The following is a 23,583-nucleotide window of genomic DNA, read 5'->3' as shown; positions in this document are numbered from 1 at the left end:
CAGCCCCGCAAACCTCCAAGCCCGTTAGCTGGAGCGGTCCGCGCGGCGACTCCGGGGGTCGACGTCCCCGACTGATCCGAAGCAAGGAGAGGGCCGTCCATACGGACGGCCCTCTTGCCTGTGACCGATCAGCAGGCGCCGAAGGTCCCGGCGCTGATCCAGGCCTTGGAGACATACATGCCGGCGTGGACCCGGAGCCACACATTCGTCGTGCCCTGCGAACCGGACACACTCTGCCCGGTGGTCTGGCACTCGACCGTCACCTGGGCCGACTTGCCCGCCATGCCGACGACCGCACCGCTGGAACTCGCGGCGTTGCGGACGTTCAGGTAGCCCGACGAGATCGACACCGTGCCGCGACCGCCGTCACCGGTCCACAGATAGGTCGCGTCGACCCACGCGTTGTCCGTCAGCTTCAGCGCGTCCCAGAACACCCCGTCGGCGAGATCGATCCCGGCCGGGTTGGCGACCGTCCGGCCGAACTGGTCCTTCCCGCCGTTGTAGCCGTTCTGGTACGCCGCCTGCGCCTCCGGCCTCCCCTGCGGAAGGTCCTTCCACATCTCCCGGATGGAACTCGGGTTCCAGTAGTCGTCCTTGGTGTTCCACGGGCCGACGTCCCACACCGGCTCGAACGCGCACCTGGTGGCCGTGCACACCTTGACCGAGTAGTTGCCGGACCCGGCGCTCGACAGACCGCGGCGAGACGGCAGCGCGACGAAGTGGTCGCGGCTGACGATCACGTGCCCGTTGGCGGTGGTGCCGCCGACCAGGCCCTCGCGGGTCGCGAAGACCCGGGACTTCAGCGGGGCGGCCTGGATCTCCATCCTGCTCGGATCCGCCTTGTCGGTGGGCCGCACGCTGACATCACCGACCCACGGGCTACCGCCCTGCGGCGGGGCGATCACGATGATCCTGAGCTGAACCTGGTCGCCGGCCTTCGGCAGAGCCGTGGGCTGACCGGCCGGTGCCGGGGTCCACTCGGTCCACTGATCTTTCACCAGCGCCCGTACGTCGACCTCAGCCACCGAGCGGTCCGGAGTACCGGCGGTGTAGTCGACGACGACGGCTGAGGTGGCTGCGTCGAAGCGGACCGGGGCGAGGTTGGCGATGCCGGAGCGTTGCTTCACCTCTGCTGACCCCATCGACGCGGGAGCGTCGCCGAGGATGATCCGGTTGCCGTCGACCTTGACGTTGGTGGAGCCGTCGGCCGGCTGGGCGGCCACGCTGACCGGATCTGAGGTGGCGGCGGAACTGGGTGATACCGCGAGCGCTAGCGGCGCGGCGACGGCGAGAACCGCGAGGCAGACCGCGGCTCTGGACCGCACGGTGACGGCACGAAATCTGACAGTGATAGGCATGGGGCGGATACCTCCGGGGGCGGTGAAGGTCACCGGGCGCGCTGCCCGGTTCACCTAATGTGACAAACAAACGCCTCCTCTGTACAGCTCGTGAATAAATTTCTTCCGATCATTTGGTGACAGAACAGAACCTGAACGGTGACCCAGCGGGTTTGGACCGGTGTGACAGAGGCAGAGGAGATTCGATGACCCGGACCGCGGACGCCGACTTCGAGCGATTCGTGCAGGCCCAGTCGACCCCGTTGCTCCGCTTCGCGGAGATGTTGTGCGGGGATCGGCACACCGCCGAGGATCTCGTGCAACAAGCGCTGATGCGGTCCTATCCGAAGTGGCACCGGCTCGACGGTGACCCGCTTCGGTACGTACGCCGGGTGCTGGTGAACCGGTTCCTGTCCGCGTCCCGCCGGCGCTGGTCCACCGAGGTACCGAGTGATCCGGTGGCGAACGACTGGGACCAGCGCGAGGTCGCGGACTTCGCGGGCGAGGTGCAGACCAGGGAAGCCGTGCTCGGCGCCCTCGGAGGTCTGACCGTCCGGGAGCGGGCCGTGGTCGCGTTGCGGTACTCGCAGGATCTCTCCGAGACCGAGACGGCCGAGTTGCTCGGTATGGCCGTCGGCACCGTGAAGAGCACGGCGTCCCGGGCTCTGGCCAAACTGCGTCTGGCACCCGACCTGATCGACACCACCGTTGGAGGACACGTATGAGCGACGAGCAGCGGGTGCGCAGCGCGCTCGAGTACGACCTGGACCCCTGGCAGCCCGACCCGGCCGACCTGATGCGTCGCGGCCGCCGCCTCGCCTGGCTCCGCCGTGGACTGGCCGCGGCGGGCGTGACCGCTCTCGCCGGCACGGTCGCGACAGTGTCCGCCGCGGTCGGCGGACCGGCCGACGTACGGAACCTGCTGGCCGGTGACGGCAAGCCTTCCGTACCGGTGACGGTTCCCACCGCCACGCCGTCAGTGGACCCGACCTGCCTGCCGAGCGTTCCCGGCAAGGCCAAGGTCAAGGTGAAGGTCGAGGGCCAGGTTGAGGGCAAGGGCAAGGTCGAGGTCAGCGCGAAGGTGAAGGTGACCAACACCAAGCCGAGCCTGCCGGCGACGGAGCCGTCCATGCCGGACAAGCCAAGTCTGCCGTCGGTCTCGACGCCGTCGCTGCCGGGTGAGCCGGCGCTTCCGCCGGTTCCGACGACGAAGCCGTCGTTGCCGGGCAAGCCGTCGCTGCCGACCACGAAGCCCTCGCTGCCGGGTAAGCCGACGTTGCCTCCGGTTCCGACCACGAAGCCGTCATTGCCGGGTAAGCCGACGCTCCCGCCGGTTCCGACGACCAAGCCGTCGCTGCCGGGCAAGCCGTCCCTTCCGCCGGTTCCGACCACGAAGCCGTCGCTGCCGGGCAAGCCGTCGCTGCCGGTTCCGTCGAACGAGCCGTCCCTGCCGAGCCACCCGACTCTGCCGCCCTGCGCGCACGTCGAGGTTCCGCCGGTCGCCGAGCCGTCCTTGCCGGGCAAGCCGACCCTGCCGTCAGTTCCGACCACGAAGCCGTCGCTGCCGGGCAAGCCTTCGCTCCCGGTTCCGACGACCAAGCCGTCGCTGCCGGGCAAGCCCTCGCTTCCGCCGGTCCCGACGACCAAGCCGTCCCTTCCGGGCAAGCCGACCTGGCCGACGGCCACGCCGAGCTGGCCGGGCGAACCCACGCCCTCATTGCCCACCGGCCTCCCCTCCTCTCACCGGTAGGCAATTCCGTCACCGGCGGGTGGAGCGGATTCGACCTCTACTCGCCGGTGACCCCATCGGCCAGCTCGCGGGCGACATCGAGCTGGCCGATGTGGCGTGCGGACTCCTGCAGCACGTGGAACAACACCCAGTTCACATCGGCCGCCGGTCGTCCGGCAGCGTCACAGCTCCCGGAGATACTCGGCTGTCTCCTCGTCGGCCGGGAAGAACGACTCGATCATCAGCTCCGACACCGTCACGTCGAGCGGTGTGCCGAAGGTGGCGATGGTGGTCAGCAAGGACAGTTCGCGATCCCCGTGCCGCAGCCTCATCGGTACGACGACCTCGGCCTGGCCGGGTGGTTCCGCCCTCTCGCCGCCTTGGTACCCGCGCAGTTCGTCGTACAGGTCCTGCAGGTCTGGGTCCGCAGTACTGGTGACCTGGCGTTGCAGGCTGGTCAGGACGCTGGTGCGGATCTCAGGAAGGTTGCTGATCCGGCTGGCCAGGCCGTCGGGATGCAGGCTCAGCCGGAGCGCGTTGATAGGTGCCGCCAGCAACTCGGGCGAGACGTCGTCGGTGAACAGCCGGATGCCCGCGTTCGCCTCGACGATGTTCCACCAGCGGTCGACCACCAGTGCCGGGTACGGGTCGTGGGCCTTGAGCAACCGGCGCAGCGCCTCGCGGATCGCGAGCATGGCCGGCGAATGCAGCGACGCCTCGCTGTAGACCGGGGCGTACCCGGCGGCCAGCAGCAACTGGTTGCGATCCCGCAGCGGTACGTCGAGGTGCTCGGCCAGCCGCAGCACCATCTCCCGGCTCGGCTTGGACCGCCCGGTCTCGACGAAGCTCACGTGCCGGGTGGACACCTCGACCTGGTTGGCCAGGTCCAGCTGGCTCAGCCGACGGCGCTCCCGCCAGCCACGCAGCAGCTCACCCACCGGGCGCTGGAACGTCTCCTCGACTGTCGCGGTCATGCCTCAGACCGTAACCGCTGAGGTGGTCACCGCCATTACCTCCGACGTCATCGACCGAACCCCGGCACCGACGGCAAGGTTCAGGCCATCGAGACAACGACCGACTGAGGAGCACATCATGACCACCACCCCCGCCGAACTCGCCGGCCAGTACTTCGCGATGTGGAACGAAGCCGACGCCGACCGTCGCGCCGAGATCATCGAGAAGACCTGGACCACCGACGGCGTCTTCGTCGACCCGACGTTCGAGGTGAGCGGCCACGAGGGCCTGACCAAGATGGTCGAGACCGCTCACCAGATGTTCCCCGGCTATGCCTTCGCGCTCATCGGCGAGGTCCAGGAGCACCACGACCGGCTCCGCTGGACCTGGCACCTGGCCGCGGCCGGTCAGGAGCCGGTGGCGGGCGGCACCGACGTCGTCACGGTGGATGCCGACGGCAAGATTCGCGAGGTTGTCGGGTTCCTGGACTTCGCGCCGGCCCACTGAAAGGCCTGCTCCACAAGGCCGCGTCCTGCCCCGGACTCCGCAACCGCTGGAGTCCGGGGTCGAGGTATTCGTCGTTCGCCACGACGAGAGCTCTACGTGTTCGCCTCACCGTTGCTCGCCTCGGTCTTCGCGAGATCGTTGCCGCGACGCTGCAACCAGTCCTCGATCAGCCGCTCCTGCTGCTCGCCGGACACCTGGCTCAACGCCAGCACGTCACCGTCGATCTCGAGATGCACCGATCGGATGGCGAAGTCCTGGCGAGGTCGCCTGAGCCACCCGCGCAGCGCCTCGATCAGCGCGGCCTGCATCGTCGGGGTCGTCGGCAGACTGACCAGCAAGCCGCCAAGAGCCGGCACATCCATCCCCCTGGCCCCGGCCGGAGCCTCCTCCTCGCTCAGCCGCCGAACCGACTCGACATCCAGTCCGAGCAACTCGTCCCGCAGCAGTTCCCCGATCACCTCGAGTTCTTCGGCCGTCGCGCCGATTTCCTGAACGGAGACCTTCAGTACGGATTCCATCCGTCAACCTCCCCTGGCTCGTCCGCTCTCCCCACACCTACGGACTGTGACGAATTGTGCACCCGCGGGCCCCGAACCGCCAGATCCCCGCAGCCACCCGGCGACCATGCCCCTCCTGGCCGAAATTTCGGCCTGCTCAGCCGGGGCATCGCGGGGCAGTTCATCGGTATGTGTGTCTGCCCTCCCCGATCGGGTCCGGTCGGACGATGATGTGGGGCATGGGCGGATTGGGAAGGACCGGGGATGAATAACCTGCAGTTCGATCCGGAGGTGTCACGGCAGATCGAATCGGTCTACACGACACCTGACGTGATCGAGCAGCGCCGGGTGGTGCGGACCGCGCTGGCGCTCCGCCCGGGTGACCGGGTTCTCGACGTGGGCGTCGGACCGGGCCTGCTGGCCGCCGAGATGGCCGCCGAGGTCGGGCCGGACGGCCGGATCTGCGGGATCGACATCAGCGACAGCATGCTCTCGATCGCGAGCACCCGGTCGAAGGTGCCCGGCGGGCCGGAGATCGAACTCGAACTGGCCGCCGCCGGACGGATCCCGCACGGCGCGGAGAGCTTCGACGTGGTCGTCTCCACCCAGGTCTTCGAGTACCTCGACGACGTCGCGGTCGCCCTCAACGAAATCCGCCGCGTACTGCGCCCCGCCGGCCGGGTGGTGCTGCTGGACACCGACTGGGGCTCGATCGTCTGGCGCTCGAGCAACGATCAACGGATGGCCAAGGTGCTCACGGCGTTCGAGGAGCACCTCGAGAACCCGCACCTGCCGCGCACCCTCGGGGACTCCCTCGCCAAGGCCGGCTTCACCGTCACCCACCTGCAGGTCGTCCCGATGCTCAACACGAGTTACGACGCGCGCACGTACAGTGCCGGCCTGGTCGACATCGTGGAGGCGTTCGTCACCGACCGCGGCGGTGTCACCAAGGAAGAGGCCCGGGCCTGGGCGGACGATCTGCGCAATCTCGGCGACAGCTACTTCTTCAGCCTCAACCGCTACCTCTTCGTCGCCTCGGCTCTCTGACCGTAGACGGCCAGGAGGCGGGCGTACCGTGGGATACGCCCGCCGCCGTCGGTCGCTCTCCCGCCCCTCAGTGGGAGAACTCGCGGCTCGGTGAGCACCACCCATGCCCGAATGGGACCGACCGAACCGCGGGACTCTTAACTCGTACCCCACCTCGGGGCGCTCACACCCGCGGCCGGCGAAAACTTCACATTCCTTTTGCGAGCCACCCGGTCGAACGTGACGGATGACACCGCGCGCCCCTACTCTGATGGCGATTCCGGGGCCGGGGGTGGCCGCGGGCGTCCCAGGGGGAAGGGGAATGACGATGGCGGACGTCTTCGACGAGATTCTCGACGACGAACTGACCGACGACGATCTGGACGAGCTCGAGGCGCTCGGAGCGGCCGAGGACACCGAGCTGATCCTCGGCCAAATAGATGCCTGAGGCAAGGATTGTCTGGCGCGGCAAGGCGCTGAACCGGCGGACCGTGGCGATGGTCCTGGCCGCCGAGAAGATCTACCGGTCGCAGTTCAGGATCATCCAGGGCTCGTACAACAAGGGTGGTGTCCCGTCGTCGGCCGGCACCCATGACGGTGGCGGCGCGCTCGACATCGACGTGGTGAAGAAGAGCCCGGCCCAGCGGCGGGCCGTAGTACTGGCGTTGCGGCAGGTCGGGTTCGCCGCCTGGTTGCGGACGCCGGCCCAGGGCCGCTGGCCGTACCACGTGCACGCGATCGCGGTCGGCGACAAGGACCTGTCCCGTGGTGCGGCGATCCAGGTCGCGGAGTACCGGCGGAAGCGGAACGGCCTCGCGAACCGGGGCAAGGACGACGGCCCGCCCGGGTTTTACAGGATGACCTGGGAGCTCTATCTCAAGGCCCACCCGGCCGCGGTGCCGCAGGCGGTGCCGGACTCGTCGATCTCGCTCGGCGCGATGGCGTACGCGCGGACCCACGACGCGATGACCGGGGCCTGGGGTGCCGACCGGGCCCGGGTGGTCGCCTGGGCGGCGCACCCGAGGGTCGGCGCGATCACCAAGGCGGAGACGGTGCCGCCGGCCGGAGTGCCGTGGCATCTGCACTTCCAGCGGGTGATCCGGAAGGTGCAGCTGAAATTCAAGCTGCCGGTCACGGGGATCTTCAACGAGGCGGTGGCCGCGCTGATGAAGCGCTACGGCTACAAGATCACCGCCTGAGCCGCCTGCGCCGCTTGAGCCGTTAGAGGAACGACAAAGCCCCACCGGTAGCAGCCGGTGGGGCTTTGTGTGGTCCACTACCGCCCGAGACGTCCGGTGCAGCTGTGGAGGTGGAGAGCGGAACCGGCGCCGATGCAGGGGTCAAGACGCCAGCTCCGCTTGCCTGAGGGGTTATCTCGTGTCGACCGCCAACGCGTTGGCCTGGTGGAACTCGAGGTGCTGCTGCAGACCGACCGGCGTACGGACCGCTCCGAGGTGCTGGAGCGTCGGTACCACGACCGCTCGCACGTCCGACCGCTTCACCTCGTCCAGCAGCGCGTGGAACGCGGCGGACTCGGCGGCATCGCGCTCGGTGTACACCGTGCCGAGGGTGAATCCCTCGGCACTGGCGAACGCCACGAGCGAGTTCGTGGCCGCGGCCAGTTCCTCGGCGCAGCTGAGCGCGTCGGCCCGGACGTAGCCGAGCAGCGTCGGACGAGTGGTCACCGGGATCGCTCCGGCATTCCTGCCGCGACGAGCACCGGCTCGCTGGTCACCCGGAGCGAGGCGAACCGGCGGCGCATGGCTTCTTCGTACTGCGCTGCCTGGTCCGCGGTGGCGGTGTGATCCGCGATCGTGGTGGCGCCGAACCAGACCCGCACGCGGCGGTGCGAGGCGGGAATCTCGAACGACTCGGTCATCAGTGGTCCTTCATGCTGTCGGGACGGTATGTCCTGGGCCGGACATAAGGAAAGAACACCGCAAAAACCCGCCCCCCGGAATAGACCGGCAGGGACCTTAACAGAGGCCTTACGCTGCGTGGCCGACCACGGTGAAACCGCTGGTCAGAGCGCTTGGGACCGGTTCCGGACAGGGCCGGTATTCGGCCCTGTCAAGAATGTTTGCAGGGATTTGCCAATAACGATTCGAGCAACGGCCCATTATTCGATGACGGTCAAAAAGTAGGGCTTCCTGGTAACTCTTGGCGCGCGCTCGGATACGGAGCGACTTATTGCGCCGGAGCCACGGCCGGCCGACGCGCCAAGCTCGGCAGTGAGACCACAAGCCCGAGACCGGCGGCGATCAGCGGCACCAGCAACGCGGACTTGAAGCCATCCACGGTCAGTTCGTCGGCGGCAGCCAGGACCGCGGTCACCACCGCCAGCCCGAGCGCCGAGCCGAACTGGAACGACGTCGTCAGTACTCCGCTCGCCAGCCCCTGCTCCTCCTCGGAAACCCCATCCGTGGCAGCGATCGTCAAGGGACCGTAGGCCAACGCGAACGCCAGTCCCAGCAACAGGAATGTCGGCAGCATTGCCGCGTAGCTCCAGTCGTTCGTCAGCGGCAGGAAGAGTGCGTACGCCGCCGCCGCGAAGGCGAACCCGCCCAGCACCACGCGGCCGTTGCCGAAGCGATTCACCAGCCAGGGGGTCAAAGTCGGGGCGAGAACGGCGTCGATCCCGATCACCATCAAGGCGAGTCCGGTCTCGAGTTCCGACCACTTGCGCAATTCCTGCAGGTAGAGCACGGCGATGAACTGAAAGCCCATGAACGACCCGACCAGGAGGACCGCTGCGAGGTTCGCCCGCAGCAAGGCCCCGCTGCGCAGAATGCCGAACCTGATCAATGGTGCGGCCACCCGCCGCTCGATCGCGACGAATACGCCGAGCAAGGCCAGTCCGGCCGCCAGGGTGATCAGCGTCTGACCTCTTGGTACGTCGGGCGCCCGTACGACCGTGGCGACCAGCAGCAACATCGCGGTGGTCAGGGTGAGGGCTCCGCCGAGGTCGAAGCCGGACTCACGCTTGCCTCGGGCAACTTCTCGCGGAAGCAGCGCCAATGCGGCGGCCAGGATCGCCGCCGCGAGTACGACCGGCGCGAAGAAGACCCACCGCCAGTCGATCGCCGTGAGGAGACCACCCGTCACCATCCCGAGGGAGAAGCCGCCGGCCGCAGTACCGGCGTACACGAGGAGGGCTTTGTTGCGTTGTGGGCCTTCCGGGTAGGTGGTGGTGATGATGGACAGGCCGGCCGGGGTCATGAAGGCGGCGGCGATTCCGGTGACGAAGCGAGCCAGGATCAGGACCCAGCCCTCGGTCGCGAACCCGCCCAGTCCGGAAAAGACCAGGAAGACGACCAGCCAGCCGATGAACATCCGCCGCCGGCCGAGCAGGTCCGCGGCCCGGCCGCCGAGCAGTACGAAGCCGCCGTAGCTGAGCACGTAGGCGGTGACGATCCACTGCAGTTCGCTGGTGGACAGGCCGAGTTCGGCCCGGATGGACGGCAGCGCGACGCCCATCATCGAGATGTCGATGCCTTCGAGGAAGATCGCGCCGCAGAGAACGAACAGGACGGCCCAGGCCCGGCCGGTCAGGCGGTCCTGGGTGACGGTTGCTGACACGAGAAACTCCTTGGTTCCTGAGAATGAGGTCGGTTACCTCTTGTAACTGATCTCATCTTGAGGAACCATCAGGAATTGTGGAAGAAGGCACTTCAAAGGAACCGAGTAACTCCTGCTGCACCGAGGACGCGTTCCAGTGGGACACCCGGGAGGACTGCGACGTCCGGCAGATCCTCGACCGGATCGGTGACAAGTGGTCCCTGCTGGTGATCGCGCTGCTCGACAACCAGACCATGCGGTTCACCGAGCTGAAGAAGACGATCGACGGGATCAGCCAGCGGATGCTGACCGTCACCTTGCGCCAGTTGGAACGCGATGGCCTGGTCCGGCGCACTGTCCACCCGGTCGTCCCGCCCCGCGTCGACTACGAGCTGACCCCGCTCGGCGTCACCCTGCACGCCACCATCCAGTCCCTCGTCACCTGGACCGAGACCCACCAGAACGAGATCGCCAGCGCCCGCGCCCACTACGACGCCGCCACGTCTTCACCCAGTTGAGCCGCGCCGGATGCCCCGGTACCGCGACCAGCGTCACGGGAGCAGCCCGACGCGCTGACCCCGTCCTCGCCGCACCACCCACGATCGCCGACCTCAACCGCCTGCTCGACCTCCTGCTGTTGTCGGGCGACTAGGGTCGGGGGATGGGTATCGCAGCGCGGATCGCGTCCGCACAGTTGCAAGGGCTGACTCGGTCGCGACGGCAGATCGTGGCCGGTCCGTTGGTTGGGTTGCTGCACGACGAGGACGTCTGGTTCCTGTCCGGCGCGGTGGCCGCCGAGCCCGGTACGCCGTTCGATCCGGAAGAGGTCTCCTGGGCGGTCGAGACGATCCGCAAGGCGTTCGCCGCCGAGGGCCGCTGGCTGAGTGCTGAGCTGATCGAGGAAGCCAACCCGGGCCTGGCCGACGCGCTCGTGGAGAACAGCATGACGATCGTCTCCCGCCCACCCTTGCTGGTCGTCGAACCAGCAGACCTGAAGGTCCCCGACCTCCCTGAAGGTGTCACCGCCTCGGTGGTCACGTCGGCGGACGAACAGGTCGAGGCAGACGCGGTCGCAGTCGACGCCTACGAAATGGGGGAGGTCGCGCACCCGTTCAAGCCCGACCCCGTGAACGGAGCCACCGTGCTGATCCGACTGGACGGCGTACCGGTGGCGACCGCGCTCTGGACGGCGATCGCAGACGGCGTCACCGAGATCGCCGGCGTCGGCACCCTCCCCGCGCACCGCCGCCAGGGTTTCGGCGCCCTGGCCACCGCGTACGCGACTCAACAGGCCTTCGACCTCGCCGGCGCGAACCTTGCCTGGCTGACCCCGGGCGACGACGGCGCCGACCGCATCTACCGCCGCCTCGGCTTCTCAGCCAAGGCGACCGCCGTCCACCTGGGTGACCCGGGCGGCCATCTCGCCGATCTGCGGTAGAACCCTCGTCGCCGGCTTTGACTCACCCGCTCTACTGCTGACCAGTCAGTAGTCGACGAAGGGTCGTGTGCAGGGTTGCTTTCGCCTTGCGTGCTGGGAGGTCTGCTGCTGCGTGGCCCAACGTGACGACGCAGGTGACGAGCCAGCCGACGGGAAGTTCTTGGGTGAACTCGCCGGTGGTCTGACCGTGTCGGACGATGCGGGTCAGTAGGTCCGCCACGGGTTCGTGTCGCTCCTCGTCGCCCGTCGCGGCGGCGGGGTAGAGCCGTACTGGATAGTGCTCGGCGAACCTCCGGCCGGTGTCGATCAGGCGCACCAGGGCGTCTATCGCGGAACCGCTCTCGAGGTCGGGTTCGCCGTACGCGGCCAGCACCTCGGCTGTCAGTCGGTCAGCGATCGCCACCAGGAGGGCGTCTCGGGACGGGAAGTGCGCATACACGGTCTGCCGGGTGATGCCCGCTGCCGTCGCGACTCTCTCCAGGCCGGCGTCCGGCTCCTCGCTCAGGACCTCGACGGCCGCCGCCAGGATCGCGCTTCGGCTGCGCTCGGCGTCCGCGCGTCGGCGGCGGGTTCTGGTCTCGCTGATCTCAGACACCTTGTCAAGGTTAGTGCCTATGGTTATCTTTGACAGACTGTAAGAGATAACTAGGAGGCGCGCGGTGCATCGGACAGCCGAGGAATTCGTCGAGGAGTTCTACACGTCCTTCACCCGCGATGTGCTGACGGCCGCCGAGCCGGCCGAGGTCGTCGACCGGTACTACGCTCCCGAGGTCGTACAGGTCGCGGACGGCATCGAGCTCGATCGCGCGAAGCTGATCGCCCATCTGCGACCGATCCGGAAGAATTTGGTCAGCTGGCGCTACGAGATCCACGAGGCGCTCCGGGCCGGCGACAGGCTCGCCGCTCGCTTCACGGTTCATGCCGAGATGCGCAAGGGCCCGCCGATCAGCACCGAGGTCTATCTCTTCGGCACCTTCACCCCCGACGGCCGCCTACGCCGCAGCACCCAACTGACCCGGACCCAGCCATGACCGCGCAAACCATTCAGGTGGCGGGGATGACCTGCGCCCACTGCGTCCGCTTCGTCACCACCGAGCTGGAGCAACTCCCCGGAGTCACAGCCATCGCCGTAGACCTACCCACCGGCGCAGTCACCATCACCACCACCCAACCCCTACTCCCCGACCAACTCCACACCGCAATAGAAGAAGCCGGCTACGAGCTGACCTCTCCACCCCGCGACTGACGGAAGACGTAGGCGGACGCCTCCGAGAAGACGCAACGGCCCGGGGTGGCGTTTGCTAGGCGATGACGCTCGCTAGACGCTGCTCCAGCCCGCAAGCCCGCAAGCGGCTTCGCCTGTACTTCGGCCGCCGACCCGGACCGATCCGTCCGCCCCCGGCGCCCGGCAGCATGCCAAGGCGCCGAGGCGTGCTGCGGTTAGCGGACGGTGAAGCCGGCCTTGCGGAAGGCGTCGGCCAGGGAGGTTTCGTCCATGGGGGTTTCCTTGGCGGGCTGTGCCTGGCCAGACCGGCCGCCGCGGCTCGGGGCGCCGGAGCCTCGGCCGCCGCCGCTGGATCCGCCGGGGCCGCGACCCTGACCGCCACCCCCACCGCCTGGTCCGCGACCGCCACCGCTGCCTGGTCCGCGACCCTGACCGCCACCGCCACCAGGGCCGCGACCCTGGCCGCTGCCGCGGTTCTCGCCGGAGCGGGCTGAGCGGCCTTCGCCTGGGCGGGAGCCAGAGGTGGCTGCGCCGGGCTCGTCGTCGAGGCGGAGAGTCAGGGAGATGCGCTGGCGCGGAATGTCGACCTCGAGGACCTTCACCTTGACGATGTCGCCGGGCTTGACTACCTCGCGCGGGTCCTTGACGTAGTTCTTCGACAGCGCGGACACGTGCGCGAGACCGTCCTGGTGGACGCCGATGTCGATGAACGCGCCGAACGCCGCCACGTTGGTGACCTGGCCCTCCAGCCGCATCCCGGGCTTGAGGTCGGCGATCTTGTCGACGCCCTCGGCGAAGGTCGCGGTCTTGAACGCCGGCCGCGGGTCTCGCCCGGGCTTCTCCAGCTCGGCCAGGATGTCCGTCACCGTCGGCAGACCGAACATGTCGTCGACGAAGTCGGCCGCCTTCAGCTTCTTCAGCAGCGGCGAGCCGATCAGCGACTTCAGTTCGGTGCCGGTCGAGTCGAGGATCCGGCGGACCACCGGGTACGCCTCCGGGTGCACGCTGGAGGAGTCCAGCGGGTCGGCACCGTCGGGGATCCGGAGGAAGCCGGCCGCCTGCTCGAACGCCTTCGGGCCGAGCCGCGGCACCCCCTTCAGCGCCGTACGCGAGGTGAACGGCCCGTTCTGGTCGCGGTGGATGACGATGTTCTCGGCCAGGCCCGGAGTGATCCCGGAGACCCGGGTGAGCAGCGGCGCGGACGCGGTGTTCAGGTCGACGCCGACCGCGTTCACACAGTCCTCGACGACGGCGTCGAGCGACCGGGACAGCGAGTTCTCCGGCAGATCGTGCTGGTACTGCCCGACGCCGATCGACTTCGGGTCGATCTTCACCAGCTCGGCCAGCGGATCCTGCAGCCGCCGCGCGATCGACACCGCACCGCGCAGCGAGACGTCCATGCCGGGCAGCTCCTGCGAGGCGAACGCCGACGCCGAGTAGACGGACGCGCCGGCCTCCGACACGACCGCCTTGGTCAGCTTGAGCTCCGGGTGCTTCGCGATCAGCTCGGCGGCCAGCTTGTCCGTCTCCCGCGACGCGGTCCCGTTGCCAATAGCAATCAAGTCGACCTTGTGCGCGGCAGCGAGCGCGGCCAGCGTCGCGATCGACCGGTCCCACTGGTTCTGCGGGACGTGTGGGTAGATCACTCCGGTCGAGACCACCTTGCCGGTCGCGTCGACGACGGCCACCTTCACGCCGGTCCGGAAGCCCGGGTCGAGCCCCATCGTCGCGCGGGTGCCGGCCGGCGCCGCGAGCAGCAGGTCGCGCAGGTTCGCCGCGAACACCCGGACGGCCTCGTCCTCGGCGGCCTGCCGCAGCCGGGTCCGCAGGTCGATGCCCAGGTGCACCAGGATCTTCGTCCGCCAGGCCCAGCGGACCGTCTCCACCAGCCACTGGTCGGCCGCGCGGCCCTTGTTCTCCACGCCGACCTTGCGCGCGATGGTCCCCTCGTACTCCGAGGGTCCCTCCACCTCGACGCCGGCGGGCTCGGGCTCGACGGTCAGCGAGAGCACGTCCTCCTTCTCACCGCGGAACATCGCCAGGATCCGGTGCGACGGCATCTTCGTGAACGGCTCGTCGAAGTCGAAGTAGTCCGAGAACTTCGCGCCGTCGGTCTCCTTGCCCTCGCGCACCTTCGAGGCCAGCCGGCCCCGGCTCCACATCCGCTCCCGCAGTTCGCCGATCAGGTCGGCGTCCTCGGCGAACCGCTCGACCAGGATGGCGCGGGCGCCGTCCAGTGCGGCCTGCGGGTCGGCGACGCCGGCCTCGGCGTTCACGAACACCGTCGCGGCGGCCAGCGGCGGCACCGTCGGGTCGGACATCAGCCCGTCCGCCAGCGGCTCCAGCCCGGCCTCGCGGGCGATCATCGCCTTGGTCCGGCGCTTCGGCTTGAACGGCAGGTAGATGTCCTCCAGCCGCGACTTGGTCTCCGCCGCCAGGATCGACGTTTTGAGCGCGTCGTCCAGCTTGCCCTGGCTCTCGATCGACTCGAGCACGGTCTGCCGGCGTTCCTCCAGCTCCCGCAGGTACCTGAGCCGCTCCTCGAGCGTGCGCAGTTGCGCATCGTCGAGCTCGCCGGTGACCTCCTTGCGGTACCGCGCGATGAACGGAACCGTCGAGCCCTCGTCCAGCAGCCCGACGGCTGCCCGGACCTGTCCCACACCGACTTCCAGCTCTTCGGCGATCCTCTGCTCGACCGACTGCAAGACCACTGTCCCGTATCCCCTCGACGTCCAACTGGCAGACGAGCATTCTGCCGCTTTCACGGCAGCCACCGTCACTGCCCTCATCCTTCCCTATCGACCCGGCCGTTCACGACCACCGCCCCCATCCTGTGGACAACCACCCCGGATCCAGTACGACGAACACCCGCGCCCCGCCGGTTCGCAGTACCGGCGGGGCGCGGGGAGTTCGCAGTACGGGTCAGGCGGCGTCGAGAACCAGGTCGTCGTCGTCCGCGGCGACCTCGGCGGGAGCGGTCTCCTTGGCCGGCCGCATCACCGTGCAGGCGATCACCACGGCGGCGGCGACGATCAGTGCGGCGATCGCGAAGGACAGGTGGTAACCACCGGTCAGCGCGTCCAGGGCCGGCTTGCCCGCGGCAGCCAGGGTCTCTGTGCGAGTCGCCGACAGGGTGGCCAGTACAGCCAGTCCGAGCGCGGCGCCGACCTCGGCCGTCGTACCGATCAGGCCGGAGGCGAGGCCTGCGTCCTCGGGCTTCACGTCGGCCATCGACAGGCCCATCAGCGCCGGGAAGCAGATGCCGCCGCCCAGGCCCAGCAGAAGCAGCACCGGCAGGACGTGCACGACGTAGTTGCCGCCGACCGGAGCCTGGGTGAACAGAGCCAGCCCGACCACGATCAGCACCAGGCCGACGATCAGCGGACGACGGGCACCGAAGCGCATCACCAGCTTCTCCGAGTAGCGCACCGACAGCAGGCCCATCACCAGCGTGGTCGGCAGGAACGCCAGCCCGATCTCCAGCGCGTCGTAGCCGAGCACCCGCTGCAGGTAGAGCGAACCGAGGAAGAAGATGCCGAACATGCCCGAGGCGGACAGTGCCTGGATCAGGTTGGCGCCGGTCAGGTTGCGCGACTTGAAGATCCGCAGCGGCACCAGCGGGTTGGCGGCGGTCGCCTCGCGGGCGATGAAGCAGGCCAGCAGGGTCAGCGTCAGCAGGCTGAGCGCGATCGTCCGGTTGGCGGTCCAGCCCAGTTCGGCGGCCGGCTTGACGATGGTGAACACGCCGACCATCAGCGCGGAGGTGATCAGGACGGCCCCCGGTACGTCGGTGCCGCGGCCGATCCCGAGGCCCTTGTCCTTCTCGATCAGCTTGACGGCCAGGACGCCGGTGACGAGGCCGATCGGCAGGTTCACGAAGAAGATCCAGTGCCAGTTGATCGCCTGGGTCAAGACGCCGCCCGCCAGCAGACCGATCGAACCGCCGGCCGAGGCGACGAAGGCGTAGACGCCGATCGCCTTCGCCTGCTCCCGCGGCTCGGGGAAGAGGGTGACGATCATGCCCAGGATCACCGCGGAGGTGAGCGCACCGCCGACGCCCTGGACGAACCGGGCGGCGACCAGCATCTCCTGGGACTCGGCCAGCCCGCACCAGACGGAGGCGATGGTGAACAGGGTCAGCCCGGCGACGAAGATGGTCCGCCGCCCGAGCAGGTCGCCGAGCCGGCCGGCCAGCAGGAGCAGGCCGCCGAAGGCGATCAGGTACGCGTTCACCACCCACGCGAGGCTGGAACTGGTGAAGCCGAGGTCGTCCTGGATGGCCGGCAGCGCCACGTTCACGACGGTCACGTCGAGCACGATCATCAACATGCCCGCGCAGAGCACGTAGAGCGCCAGCCAGCGCGAGCGTCCGCCCGGCGCGGCCGGGGTCGTCGCCTGGGATTCGGTCGTCGCGTACATCTTCGTTCTCCTTCTGGTCCGGTGGGGCCTTACACCCCTACGTCGGACCAGCAGGGCTCAAATTGACACGTCCCCGGAATCTTTTTTCGGCCGGGTCGTCGTGGTGCGCGCGATCCAGTAGGCCAGCAGCGCCGGGACCAGGCCGGAACCGACGACGAACAGGGTCGGCAGCCGGGTCAACAGCAGGAACCAGGTGGCCAGGGCGATCACGCCGCCCGCGATCGCGAGCGAGCGTCGCAGCAGGAAGAGGTTGGCCTCGCGGAACACCGTGCGGGAGGTGGAGTCCTCGGGGGCGTCGGGGAGCACGGCGAGCGCGCTCAGGTAGAGCCCGACGATCATGCCGGTCAACGGGACCAGGATCGCCAGCGCGGCGATTCGGATCGGGCCGTTGGCAGACGCCCAGAAGAACAACCCGAACGCGAGGGCGATGCTGCCGAAGTACAGGGCCAGGCCGGCCACCCAGAAGCGTTTGAAGGCCCACTTGAACTGGCGCCAGAACCGGCGCATCAGCGCGGGATGCTCCTGGCCGATCGCCTCCGGCAGCACCCGCTGCAGCGCGAACGCGGCCGGGTAGAGCGTGACGATGCCGAAGCTGAGCACCAGGAACGCCAGTTGCAGCATGAGCAGGTCGCCGATCAACGAGAGCTTCGACAGCACGGCCCCCGTCCGGCCCGCTCCACTGGTCTCGCTCACGCGATCTCCCTCAGGTCGGCAGTCATGATCGTATGATCACAAACAATCACATCCGGATCACCGTCCCCGGAGGACCCGCATGCTCGCACCGGAACGCCACGAGCTGATCCTGCGTTCGCTGCGCCGGCACGGCCGGCTGCGGGTGGCCGAACTGGCGGCCGAGCTCGGCGTGTCCGCGATCACAGTACGCCGGGACCTGGCGGAGCTCGATTCTGCCGGACTGCTGCGCCGGGTGCACGGCGGCGCCGTCGGCACCAGTCCCGCCGCGGCCAGTCCCCGCCAGGGCAGCCAGCTCACCGTCGGCATCGTCGTACCGAGCTCGACCTTCTACTACACCGACGTGATCCGCGGCGCCGAGGCAATGGCCGACCGGTACGGCGCCCGCCTGGTGCTGGGCGTCTCCGGGTACGACGTGGCGGTGGAGCAGGAGCGCTTGGAGAAGGTGCTCGGCATCGGCGTGGCCGGCCTGCTCCTCAGTACCGCGCTGGGCGACGACCACGCGGCGGAACTCGGCCGGACCCTGGACGCGATCGACGTACCGGTGGTGCTGATGGAGCGCGCGTTCGGATTCCCGCACGTGCAGCGCGAGTACGACCACGTCCGGACGGACCACGCGTACGGCGCGATGCTGGCGCTGCGGCACCTGGCCTCACTCGGACATCGCCGGATCGGCATCAACCTGAACGCCAGCGTCACGGCGTACTGGCTCCGGAAGGGCATCGCCGAGGCGGCCGATACCCTCGGCGTGGAGTTGTTCGTGTCACCGGTCGCCCTCCCCGCCCGCGGCGAGGACCCGACCACGCTCGCCCAACTCGACGCGTTCCTCGGCGAATGCCAGTCCCACGGCGCCCGCGCCGTACTGGTCCACTCCGACGAACACGCCGCCCGCTTGATCGAGCGAGCGATGGAACACGGCCTACGCATCCCCGAAGACCTGGCCGTCATCGCCTACAACGACGAAACCGCCGCCATGGCCGTAGTACCTCTGACCGCCGTCTGCCCGCCAAAGCTGACCCTCGGTGAGACCGCCTGCGAACTCCTCCTCCGCAAACTCAAGTCCACCCCGACGCACGCTCCGGCCACCCAACACCTGAGCCTCCTGCCGGAACTCCGAGTGCGCGCATCGTGTGGCGCAGCTCCCATCGACGCCAACCCCCGGTCGGCCGTGCCCCGGATAGATTGAGGTCCCGCGATCAGCACAGGCGATCAGCACAGGGGAGAGCGCACCCATGGACTACGACGAGTTCAAGGCCGACTATCAGCAGGTTTTCGACTCGATCGAGAACCAGCCGGCAGCTCACTTCGCCCCCGCCGTGACCCGGCTGAAGGCCAAGGCCGCCGCGATCGAGTCCGCCATCGACAGGCGCACCGCCGAGGGCCAGATCGCCACCCTCGAGGACATCCTCGCCTACGACGACGAGCCACTCTCGCCGGCGATGGCGGCCGCCATCCGCGCCCACTCCAGAGCCGGCGCCGCCGGCGGCACGAACGAGGAACGAATCGCCCGCGCCGAGGCCGGCATGGCCGAGATCGGCAGAATCGCCGAGACCGCGGACCCAGCCGAAGAAGCCTCCATCCTGGAAATGAACGAGTCCCTCTACATGCTGATCATGGCGTTGAAACCTGATCCGCAGTGAAGGTCACCAGCCTCAAGGAGATGATGGCCGAGCAGGCGAAGGCCGCCGTCCGCATCTCCGAGGCGCACCACTCGTCGTGGAACGGGAAGCTCGGCGTCGCCGCTCCGGACCGCAAGGTTCGCGGTGCCGTGACCTGGGACAACACGATCGAATACAACGCGGCCAGGGTCACCGAGCCGTTGCAGGACATGTTCGACAACGCCCGGGTGTACAACCAGGATCCGAAGACGCTGCAGTCCTATCGCGAGGCCGTGAAGACGGTCCTACACGAGAACACCCACGTGCTCGCGGCCGAGGGAACCCAGCACAGCGATGCCAAGGACGCCTTCCAGACACCCAGCGTGAAGGGGCTCGAGGAAGGCGTCACCGAGCTCTACAGCTACAACAACCTGGACCGCTACATCGACGATCTCGGGCTGGAGGAGATCGCACCCGGTATCAGTTCCGCGGACGCCAACCGGTCGTACAAGCAGTACGTACCGGCGGCGGAAAGCTTCACCGGCGGAATCGCGCGGGCGAGTGGTGTCGAGAGGGACGAGGTCGTACGTCGCCTGGCGGTCGTGAACGCGGAACAGAAGTTCCGGGTGGCAGCGGAGACCCTGTACGACAACAGCGACCTGCCCGGGCTGATCCCGCAACAGGAGCGAGAGGCAGCGCTGCAACGCATCGAGACGTCCATGAAGCCACCGTTCGAGGCGCTGCCGGACCTGGACAAGTCGGACGACCAGTCGCTGCGTCGCGAGTCGGCCAAGGCGGGCGGACGCGCGGTGGACGCGGGACTCGCAGAGGTGCGTGCACTGCGCGGTCAGTGGTCGGCGCCCCAGCAGGGGCAGCGCGTCGAGCTGGATGCGACTCGCGCGCCCCAGCAGTCCACACGGCAAACGCAGCAGACCACGCCGCAAGGTCCGCAGAACGCACAGCAAGCGCAGGAGCCGCAGCGTGGTCGGCAGCCGGCGGGAGTTGGTGCGCAGGCCGCTGCGAACGGTGTGCAGTCGCCGCAGTCAGGCGACCTGCAGCATGCGATGCGGGCGGGCCTCTCTGGCACGGCTCAGATGTCTTCGGCCAGGCCATTGGCTGCCGGCGAGCAGGGCTCGCGTCGGGGTGGAGTCCAGACAGGACAGCAACACCAGGGGCCTGAGCGCGAAGGCTGAGCGCATGGAACTGTGATCGTGGCTGTTCCGTTATTGATCGATTTTGATCATTCGAGCGCTGGGGTATTGACGGGGAAAGCCCTTTCCCATACTTTCGCTGCACTCGGTGGTCCGGTCGTCACGATCAGGGCGCCGGACCGCTCGGCAGCGAAGGAGTTCCCCTGTGAGACGTGGCGCCCGGAGTGGATTGGTGGTGCTGGCCGCGGTACTCGGCCTGGCCGCCAGTAGTTGTGGCAACGGGGTGATCGACAAGTCCACGGACGGCGTGCCGCCGGCCGAGGCGACCGGGACGTTGCGGGTGCTGATCCCGTCGTTCCCGCCCAGTACGAAAGGGCGGGAGGAGTTCGACAAGGTCGTCAAGGACTTCCAGCGGACCTATCCGAAGATGAAGGTCGAGCCGGACTTCGCGACCTACGCGAACCTGAACGAGAAGATGTCCACCTCGATCGCCGCCGGCATCCCGTACGACGTGATGGTCACCGGCGTCGGCTGGATCCAGCCGTTCGCGTCGAAGCGGATCTTCGCCGACCTCGCGCCGTACGGCGTCACTCCCGACGTGATCCGGGAGAAGAGCATCGGCGCGCTGGTCCCGGCCGCGATGTACGAGGACAAGCTGTACGCCTACCCGCTGCTCGCCGACGCCCGCGCGGCCGCGCTCCGGATCAGCGCCTTCAAGGAGGCCGGCCTCGACCCGGACAAGCCGCCGAAGTCGATGGCGGAGCTGAAGGTGGCGGCCGAGAAGCTGACCAAGCGCGACGCCAAGGGCACCATCACCCGCGCCGGCTTCGACCTGGCCGCGCCGACCAGTTTCCGGCAGACCTACACGACGCTGCTCGCCTCCACCGGCACTCAGCTGTACGTCGACGGGCAGCCCAACTACAACAACGCCGACGGCGTGGAGACGCTGGAGTGGATCAAGTCGATGATCAACAACGTCCAGGTCTACGGCCAGCGCAACGCCGCCCAGCAGCCGCTGGTGTACACCGGTGAGGCCGCGATGGGCATCACCGGCGGTGCGATCGACTGCTCCGACAAGGGCATCGGCAAGGCCAACTGCGACGACCTGAAGTTCTTCCGGTTCGACAGCGGCAAGGAGGTCGAGTTCGTCGGTGGCGACCTGGTCTCGATCGGTTCCCGGGCCCGGCACAAGGACGCGGCCTGGGCCTTCATCCAGTCCCTGATCAAGCCGGAGTCGGTCGACGCGATCGCCAAGCTGAACAAGAAGATCCCGGCCTACAAGGACGCGGTCAACTCCCCGCAGGCCAAGTCGAACCCGCTCAGCAAGTTCGTCGCCGGCGGTCTCGAGCTCGCCATCTACGAAGGCGGATCGGCGAACTGGCTCGAGATGCGCGGCAACTTCGACACCCAGCTCACCCAGGCGGTCCTCGGTCAGAAGGATCCCGCCAAGACGCTGGCCAACCTGGCAGGGCAGTCCCGATGAGCGCCACACTGGAACGACCCGCACCCGCCGCCACGACCACCCGTCGCCCCGCTCCGGCCAAGGACAGCCGCAAGCTGATCCGCAGCCAGGTCCGGGCCGGCTGGGTGCTGCTGGCACCGGCTCTGCTGCACTCCGGCATCTTCCTGGTCATCCCGGTCGCCTTCGCGATCGCGCTCAGCTTCACCGACTACAGCTTCGGTGACTCCTGGGCCTGGGTCGGGTTCGAGAACTACACCGAACTCTTCCGGGACGCGAACTTCCGGGCCGCCTTCGGCAACACGGTCCTGTACGCCGTCGTGGTGATACCGGTGTCGATGGCGCTCTCCCTGTTGATCGCCCTCGGCCTGAACCAGAAGATCCGCGGACTCGGCTTCTTCCGGACCGCCTTCTATATTCCGACGGTGACGGCCACGGTCGCCATCGCCACCATCTGGCTGTGGATCTACAACCCGGGCTCGGGCCTGGCCAACGGCTTCCTCAGCCTGTTCGGCTTCGCCCCGAACCAGTGGCTGTCCAGCCCTGACACGGCGCTGCCGTCGCTGATGGCGGTCGGCATCTGGCAGGGACTCGGGACGAAGATCGTCATCTACCTCGCCGCATTGCAGGGGGTCTCCCGGGACCTGCTGGAGTCGGCGGCGCTGGACGGCGCCAGCCGCTGGCAGAAGTTCGTCAACGTCACCTGGCCGGCCCTGGGCCCGGTGCAGTTCTTCGTCCTGGTCACCTCCATCGTCGGCACGTTCCAGGTCTTCGACCTCGTCTACGTGATGACCGACGGCGGTCCCGGCACCGAGACCACAGTGCTGGTGCTCGACATCTATCAGAACGCGTTCCAGGACCTGCGGCTCGGCTTCGCGTCCGCCGAGACCGTGATCATGATGCTCCTGATCGCGATCTTCATCGGCCTCGGACGCCTGCTCCAGAAGGCGGATGTCAATGACTAGCGCAACGGTGACCGGTCCCATCGTCGGCTCGAAGCCGTCGGGTCTGCGGATCGGCCGGGTTCTGCTGTACGTCGCGCTGAGCCTCGGCGCGCTGGTGATGATCACGCCGTTCGTGTGGATGGTGCTGACCGCCTTCAAGAACGACCTGGAGATCGCCAAGTTCACCTGGCTGCCGGGCGAGCTTCGCTGGCGCAACTTCGTCGAGGCGATGCAGACCGGGCCGTTCCTGCGGTACTTCCGCAACAGCCTGATCATCGCCGTCGGCGAGACCGCGTTCACCCTGGCCGTCTGTACCACGGCCGGCTACGCGCTGGCCAAGTTGCCGATCCGGGGCTCCAAGGCGCTGCTGAACTACTTCATCCTGCTGCTCCTGGTGCCGTTCCAGATCATCTTGGTGCCGCTGTTCCTGATCGTGAAGTCGATCCCGCTGTTCGGCGGCAACAACATCCTCGGCCAGGGCGGCATCGGCTGGCTCAACTCCTGGTGGGGGCTGATCATCCCGCTCGGTGCCGCGCCGTTGTTCACCTTCCTGGCCCGGCAGTTCTACGTGTCGCTCCCGAACGAACTGGCCCAGGCGGCCCGGGTCGACGGGCTCGGCGAGTTCGGCATCTTCTGGCGGATCATGACGCCGCTGATCAAGCCGGCTCTGATCACAATCTGCGTGTTCCAGATCGAGGCGGCCTGGAACGGGTTCCTCTGGCCGTTGATGATCACCACGTCGGACTCGATGCGGCCGCTGCAACTGGGGCTGGCGATCTTCTCCCAGAACCCGGCCGAGATCCAGTGGCCCTACCTGATGGCCGGTACGGCGCTGGCGACGCTGCCGATGATCGTGCTGTTCGTCTTCGCCCAGAAGCGCTTCGTCGAAGGAATGGCGAACGTGGGAATCAAGGGCTGACGGCCGGAGACTCACGGCCGGAGGATCGGCCCCCTCCGCAGGTGCTCACCCCGCCCCGGGCGAGCACCTGCTGGGGCCCCCTCCACATTCACCGGCGTCTCCGAAGAGTCACCGGAGCGTCCACTTGCCCCC

The 23,583-nt window shown here is 68.1% G+C and carries 27 protein-coding genes; 16 read left to right on the top strand and 11 right to left on the bottom strand.

Features of this window, described 5'->3' with window-relative positions; translation table 11 throughout:
* Positions 1 to 128: 128 nt before the first annotated feature.
* Complete coding sequence (locus ABD255_RS32795; RefSeq protein ID WP_344220685.1) at positions 129 to 1,358, bottom strand: hypothetical protein; 1,230 nt, start codon at positions 1,356 to 1,358, stop codon at positions 129 to 131.
* A 185-nt stretch (positions 1,359 to 1,543) separates the two neighbouring features.
* On the opposite strand from ABD255_RS32795, the gene ABD255_RS32790 reads away from it, so the two are divergent.
* Both ABD255_RS32790 and ABD255_RS32785 read left to right on the top strand, forming a co-directional pair.
* Positions 1,544 to 2,062, top strand: coding sequence for a SigE family RNA polymerase sigma factor (locus ABD255_RS32790; RefSeq protein WP_344220684.1), 519 nt, complete (start codon positions 1,544 to 1,546; stop codon positions 2,060 to 2,062).
* Positions 2,059 to 3,087 carry an anti-sigma factor gene (locus ABD255_RS32785; protein ID WP_344220683.1) on the top strand — a complete coding sequence of 343 codons (1,029 nt, stop codon included), beginning with the start codon at positions 2,059 to 2,061 and terminating at the stop codon, positions 3,085 to 3,087. Before ABD255_RS32790 ends, ABD255_RS32785 begins: the two co-directional genes overlap by 4 nt.
* Before the next feature lie 37 nt (positions 3,088 to 3,124).
* On the opposite strand, the gene ABD255_RS43900 is transcribed toward ABD255_RS32785, so the two are convergent.
* Positions 3,125 to 3,265 (bottom strand): mycothiol transferase, encoded by a 141-nt coding sequence (locus ABD255_RS43900; RefSeq protein ID WP_425554594.1) that lies wholly within the window; start codon positions 3,263 to 3,265, stop codon positions 3,125 to 3,127.
* Complete coding sequence (locus ABD255_RS32775; RefSeq protein WP_344220680.1) at positions 3,249 to 4,040, bottom strand: MmyB family transcriptional regulator; 792 nt, start codon at positions 4,038 to 4,040, stop codon at positions 3,249 to 3,251. The genes ABD255_RS43900 and ABD255_RS32775 overlap by 17 nt, the downstream gene beginning before the upstream one ends.
* Positions 4,041 to 4,158: 118 nt before the next feature.
* Between ABD255_RS32775 and ABD255_RS32770 the strand changes: the two genes are divergently transcribed.
* Positions 4,159 to 4,527 carry a nuclear transport factor 2 family protein gene (locus tag ABD255_RS32770; RefSeq protein WP_344220679.1) on the top strand — a complete coding sequence of 123 codons (369 nt, stop codon included), beginning with the start codon at positions 4,159 to 4,161 and terminating at the stop codon, positions 4,525 to 4,527.
* A 92-nt stretch (positions 4,528 to 4,619) separates the two neighbouring features.
* Here the strand turns inward: ABD255_RS32770 and ABD255_RS32765 are convergent, their stop codons facing one another.
* The gene (locus ABD255_RS32765) at positions 4,620 to 5,045 is read right to left on the bottom strand and encodes a hypothetical protein (RefSeq protein WP_344220678.1); all 426 of its coding nucleotides are present in this window, start codon (positions 5,043 to 5,045) and stop codon (positions 4,620 to 4,622) included.
* A 243-nt stretch (positions 5,046 to 5,288) separates the two neighbouring features.
* On the opposite strand from ABD255_RS32765, the gene ABD255_RS32760 reads away from it, so the two are divergent.
* The 3 genes from ABD255_RS32760 (at position 5,289) to ABD255_RS32750 (ending at position 7,249) form a co-directional block, all read left to right on the top strand.
* Positions 5,289 to 6,071: a methyltransferase domain-containing protein gene (locus tag ABD255_RS32760; protein WP_344220677.1), complete on the top strand. Its 783-nt coding sequence runs from the start codon at positions 5,289 to 5,291 to the stop codon at positions 6,069 to 6,071.
* Positions 6,072 to 6,372: 301 nt separating this feature from the next.
* Positions 6,373 to 6,498, top strand: coding sequence for a hypothetical protein (locus ABD255_RS32755; protein ID WP_344220676.1), 126 nt, complete (start codon positions 6,373 to 6,375; stop codon positions 6,496 to 6,498).
* On the top strand, positions 6,491 to 7,249 hold the full coding sequence (locus ABD255_RS32750; RefSeq protein WP_344220675.1) for a hypothetical protein: 759 nt from the start codon (positions 6,491 to 6,493) through the stop codon (positions 7,247 to 7,249). The genes ABD255_RS32755 and ABD255_RS32750 overlap by 8 nt, the downstream gene beginning before the upstream one ends.
* Before the next feature lie 171 nt (positions 7,250 to 7,420).
* On the opposite strand, the gene ABD255_RS32745 is transcribed toward ABD255_RS32750, so the two are convergent.
* From ABD255_RS32745 to ABD255_RS32735, 3 genes are all read right to left on the bottom strand, one after another.
* Entirely contained in the window at positions 7,421 to 7,735 is a 315-nt protein-coding gene (locus tag ABD255_RS32745) for a hypothetical protein (protein ID WP_344220674.1), read from the bottom strand.
* A complete protein-coding gene (locus ABD255_RS32740) occupies positions 7,732 to 7,929 on the bottom strand; it encodes a hypothetical protein (RefSeq protein WP_344220673.1) in 198 nt (65 codons plus the stop codon). The genes ABD255_RS32745 and ABD255_RS32740 overlap by 4 nt, the downstream gene beginning before the upstream one ends.
* A 308-nt stretch (positions 7,930 to 8,237) precedes the next feature.
* Complete coding sequence (locus tag ABD255_RS32735; RefSeq protein ID WP_344220672.1) at positions 8,238 to 9,629, bottom strand: MFS transporter; 1,392 nt, start codon at positions 9,627 to 9,629, stop codon at positions 8,238 to 8,240.
* A 77-nt stretch (positions 9,630 to 9,706) separates the two neighbouring features.
* Between ABD255_RS32735 and ABD255_RS32730 the strand changes: the two genes are divergently transcribed.
* A complete protein-coding gene (locus ABD255_RS32730) occupies positions 9,707 to 10,126 on the top strand; it encodes a winged helix-turn-helix transcriptional regulator (RefSeq protein ID WP_344220671.1) in 420 nt (139 codons plus the stop codon).
* Between the two features lie 143 nt (positions 10,127 to 10,269).
* Complete coding sequence (locus tag ABD255_RS32725) at positions 10,270 to 11,046, top strand: GNAT family N-acetyltransferase (protein WP_344220670.1); 777 nt, start codon at positions 10,270 to 10,272, stop codon at positions 11,044 to 11,046.
* Positions 11,047 to 11,077: 31 nt separating this feature from the next.
* Here ABD255_RS32725 and ABD255_RS32720 read toward each other — a convergent pair whose 3' ends face one another.
* Positions 11,078 to 11,641 (bottom strand): TetR/AcrR family transcriptional regulator, encoded by a 564-nt coding sequence (locus ABD255_RS32720; RefSeq protein ID WP_344220669.1) that lies wholly within the window; start codon positions 11,639 to 11,641, stop codon positions 11,078 to 11,080.
* Between the two features lie 64 nt (positions 11,642 to 11,705).
* On the opposite strand from ABD255_RS32720, the gene ABD255_RS32715 reads away from it, so the two are divergent.
* Positions 11,706 to 12,077 carry a nuclear transport factor 2 family protein gene (locus tag ABD255_RS32715; protein ID WP_344220668.1) on the top strand — a complete coding sequence of 124 codons (372 nt, stop codon included), beginning with the start codon at positions 11,706 to 11,708 and terminating at the stop codon, positions 12,075 to 12,077.
* The gene (locus tag ABD255_RS32710; RefSeq protein ID WP_344220667.1) at positions 12,074 to 12,292 is read left to right on the top strand and encodes a heavy-metal-associated domain-containing protein; all 219 of its coding nucleotides are present in this window, start codon (positions 12,074 to 12,076) and stop codon (positions 12,290 to 12,292) included. The genes ABD255_RS32715 and ABD255_RS32710 overlap by 4 nt, the downstream gene beginning before the upstream one ends.
* A gap of 194 nt (positions 12,293 to 12,486) precedes the next feature.
* Here ABD255_RS32710 and ABD255_RS32705 read toward each other — a convergent pair whose 3' ends face one another.
* The 3 genes from ABD255_RS32705 to ABD255_RS32695 form a co-directional block, all read right to left on the bottom strand.
* Positions 12,487 to 14,982: a Tex family protein gene (locus ABD255_RS32705; RefSeq protein WP_344220666.1), complete on the bottom strand. Its 2,496-nt coding sequence runs from the start codon at positions 14,980 to 14,982 to the stop codon at positions 12,487 to 12,489.
* Between the two features lie 211 nt (positions 14,983 to 15,193).
* On the bottom strand, positions 15,194 to 16,690 hold the full coding sequence (locus tag ABD255_RS32700; RefSeq protein WP_344220665.1) for a DHA2 family efflux MFS transporter permease subunit: 1,497 nt from the start codon (positions 16,688 to 16,690) through the stop codon (positions 15,194 to 15,196).
* Between the two features lie 57 nt (positions 16,691 to 16,747).
* The gene (locus ABD255_RS32695) at positions 16,748 to 17,383 is read right to left on the bottom strand and encodes a DUF624 domain-containing protein (protein WP_344220664.1); all 636 of its coding nucleotides are present in this window, start codon (positions 17,381 to 17,383) and stop codon (positions 16,748 to 16,750) included.
* A 79-nt stretch (positions 17,384 to 17,462) separates the two neighbouring features.
* Here ABD255_RS32695 and ABD255_RS32690 point away from each other — a divergent pair, with 79 nt between their 5' ends.
* The 6 genes from ABD255_RS32690 (at position 17,463) to ABD255_RS32665 (ending at position 23,451) form a co-directional block, all read left to right on the top strand.
* Positions 17,463 to 18,566, top strand: coding sequence for a LacI family DNA-binding transcriptional regulator (locus ABD255_RS32690; protein WP_344220663.1), 1,104 nt, complete (start codon positions 17,463 to 17,465; stop codon positions 18,564 to 18,566).
* 46 nt (positions 18,567 to 18,612) lie between these two features.
* Positions 18,613 to 19,020 (top strand): hypothetical protein, encoded by a 408-nt coding sequence (locus tag ABD255_RS32685; RefSeq protein WP_344220662.1) that lies wholly within the window; start codon positions 18,613 to 18,615, stop codon positions 19,018 to 19,020.
* A complete protein-coding gene (locus tag ABD255_RS32680; RefSeq protein WP_344220661.1) occupies positions 19,017 to 20,171 on the top strand; it encodes a hypothetical protein in 1,155 nt (384 codons plus the stop codon). The genes ABD255_RS32685 and ABD255_RS32680 overlap by 4 nt, the downstream gene beginning before the upstream one ends.
* Positions 20,172 to 20,334: 163 nt before the next feature.
* Positions 20,335 to 21,612: an extracellular solute-binding protein gene (locus tag ABD255_RS32675; RefSeq protein ID WP_344220660.1), complete on the top strand. Its 1,278-nt coding sequence runs from the start codon at positions 20,335 to 20,337 to the stop codon at positions 21,610 to 21,612.
* The gene (locus tag ABD255_RS32670; protein WP_344220659.1) at positions 21,609 to 22,553 is read left to right on the top strand and encodes a carbohydrate ABC transporter permease; all 945 of its coding nucleotides are present in this window, start codon (positions 21,609 to 21,611) and stop codon (positions 22,551 to 22,553) included. Before ABD255_RS32675 ends, ABD255_RS32670 begins: the two co-directional genes overlap by 4 nt.
* A complete protein-coding gene (locus tag ABD255_RS32665; RefSeq protein WP_344220658.1) occupies positions 22,546 to 23,451 on the top strand; it encodes a carbohydrate ABC transporter permease in 906 nt (301 codons plus the stop codon). The genes ABD255_RS32670 and ABD255_RS32665 overlap by 8 nt, the downstream gene beginning before the upstream one ends.
* Positions 23,452 to 23,583 lie beyond the last annotated feature (132 nt).

It is taken from the genome of Kribbella sancticallisti (genome assembly GCF_039530625.1).
Taxonomy (GTDB): domain Bacteria; phylum Actinomycetota; class Actinomycetes; order Propionibacteriales; family Kribbellaceae; genus Kribbella; species Kribbella sancticallisti.
Note: the sequence above shows the minus strand (reverse complement) of the source record. Positions and strands in the feature narration are given on the sequence as shown.

What these genes read in the sequence shown, in the direction of transcription:
- ABD255_RS32795 (WP_344220685.1), bottom strand. Translation starts at nt 1,358, where the DNA reads ATGCCTATCACTGTCAGATTTCGTGCCGTCACCGTGCGGTCCAGAGCC.
- ABD255_RS32790 (WP_344220684.1), top strand. Translation starts at nt 1,544, where the DNA reads ATGACCCGGACCGCGGACGCCGACTTCGAGCGATTCGTGCAGGCCCAG.
- ABD255_RS32785 (WP_344220683.1), top strand. Translation starts at nt 2,059, where the DNA reads ATGAGCGACGAGCAGCGGGTGCGCAGCGCGCTCGAGTACGACCTGGAC.
- ABD255_RS32775 (WP_344220680.1), bottom strand. Translation starts at nt 4,040, where the DNA reads ATGACCGCGACAGTCGAGGAGACGTTCCAGCGCCCGGTGGGTGAGCTG.
- ABD255_RS32770 (WP_344220679.1), top strand. Translation starts at nt 4,159, where the DNA reads ATGACCACCACCCCCGCCGAACTCGCCGGCCAGTACTTCGCGATGTGG.
- ABD255_RS32765 (WP_344220678.1), bottom strand. Translation starts at nt 5,045, where the DNA reads ATGGAATCCGTACTGAAGGTCTCCGTTCAGGAAATCGGCGCGACGGCC.
- ABD255_RS32760 (WP_344220677.1), top strand. Translation starts at nt 5,289, where the DNA reads ATGAATAACCTGCAGTTCGATCCGGAGGTGTCACGGCAGATCGAATCG.
- ABD255_RS32755 (WP_344220676.1), top strand. Translation starts at nt 6,373, where the DNA reads ATGACGATGGCGGACGTCTTCGACGAGATTCTCGACGACGAACTGACC.
- ABD255_RS32750 (WP_344220675.1), top strand. Translation starts at nt 6,491, where the DNA reads ATGCCTGAGGCAAGGATTGTCTGGCGCGGCAAGGCGCTGAACCGGCGG.
- ABD255_RS32740 (WP_344220673.1), bottom strand. Translation starts at nt 7,929, where the DNA reads ATGACCGAGTCGTTCGAGATTCCCGCCTCGCACCGCCGCGTGCGGGTC.
- ABD255_RS32725 (WP_344220670.1), top strand. Translation starts at nt 10,270, where the DNA reads ATGGGTATCGCAGCGCGGATCGCGTCCGCACAGTTGCAAGGGCTGACT.
- ABD255_RS32710 (WP_344220667.1), top strand. Translation starts at nt 12,074, where the DNA reads ATGACCGCGCAAACCATTCAGGTGGCGGGGATGACCTGCGCCCACTGC.
- ABD255_RS32700 (WP_344220665.1), bottom strand. Translation starts at nt 16,690, where the DNA reads ATGTACGCGACGACCGAATCCCAGGCGACGACCCCGGCCGCGCCGGGC.
- ABD255_RS32690 (WP_344220663.1), top strand. Translation starts at nt 17,463, where the DNA reads ATGCTCGCACCGGAACGCCACGAGCTGATCCTGCGTTCGCTGCGCCGG.
- ABD255_RS32685 (WP_344220662.1), top strand. Translation starts at nt 18,613, where the DNA reads ATGGACTACGACGAGTTCAAGGCCGACTATCAGCAGGTTTTCGACTCG.
- ABD255_RS32670 (WP_344220659.1), top strand. Translation starts at nt 21,609, where the DNA reads ATGAGCGCCACACTGGAACGACCCGCACCCGCCGCCACGACCACCCGT.
- ABD255_RS32665 (WP_344220658.1), top strand. Translation starts at nt 22,546, where the DNA reads ATGACTAGCGCAACGGTGACCGGTCCCATCGTCGGCTCGAAGCCGTCG.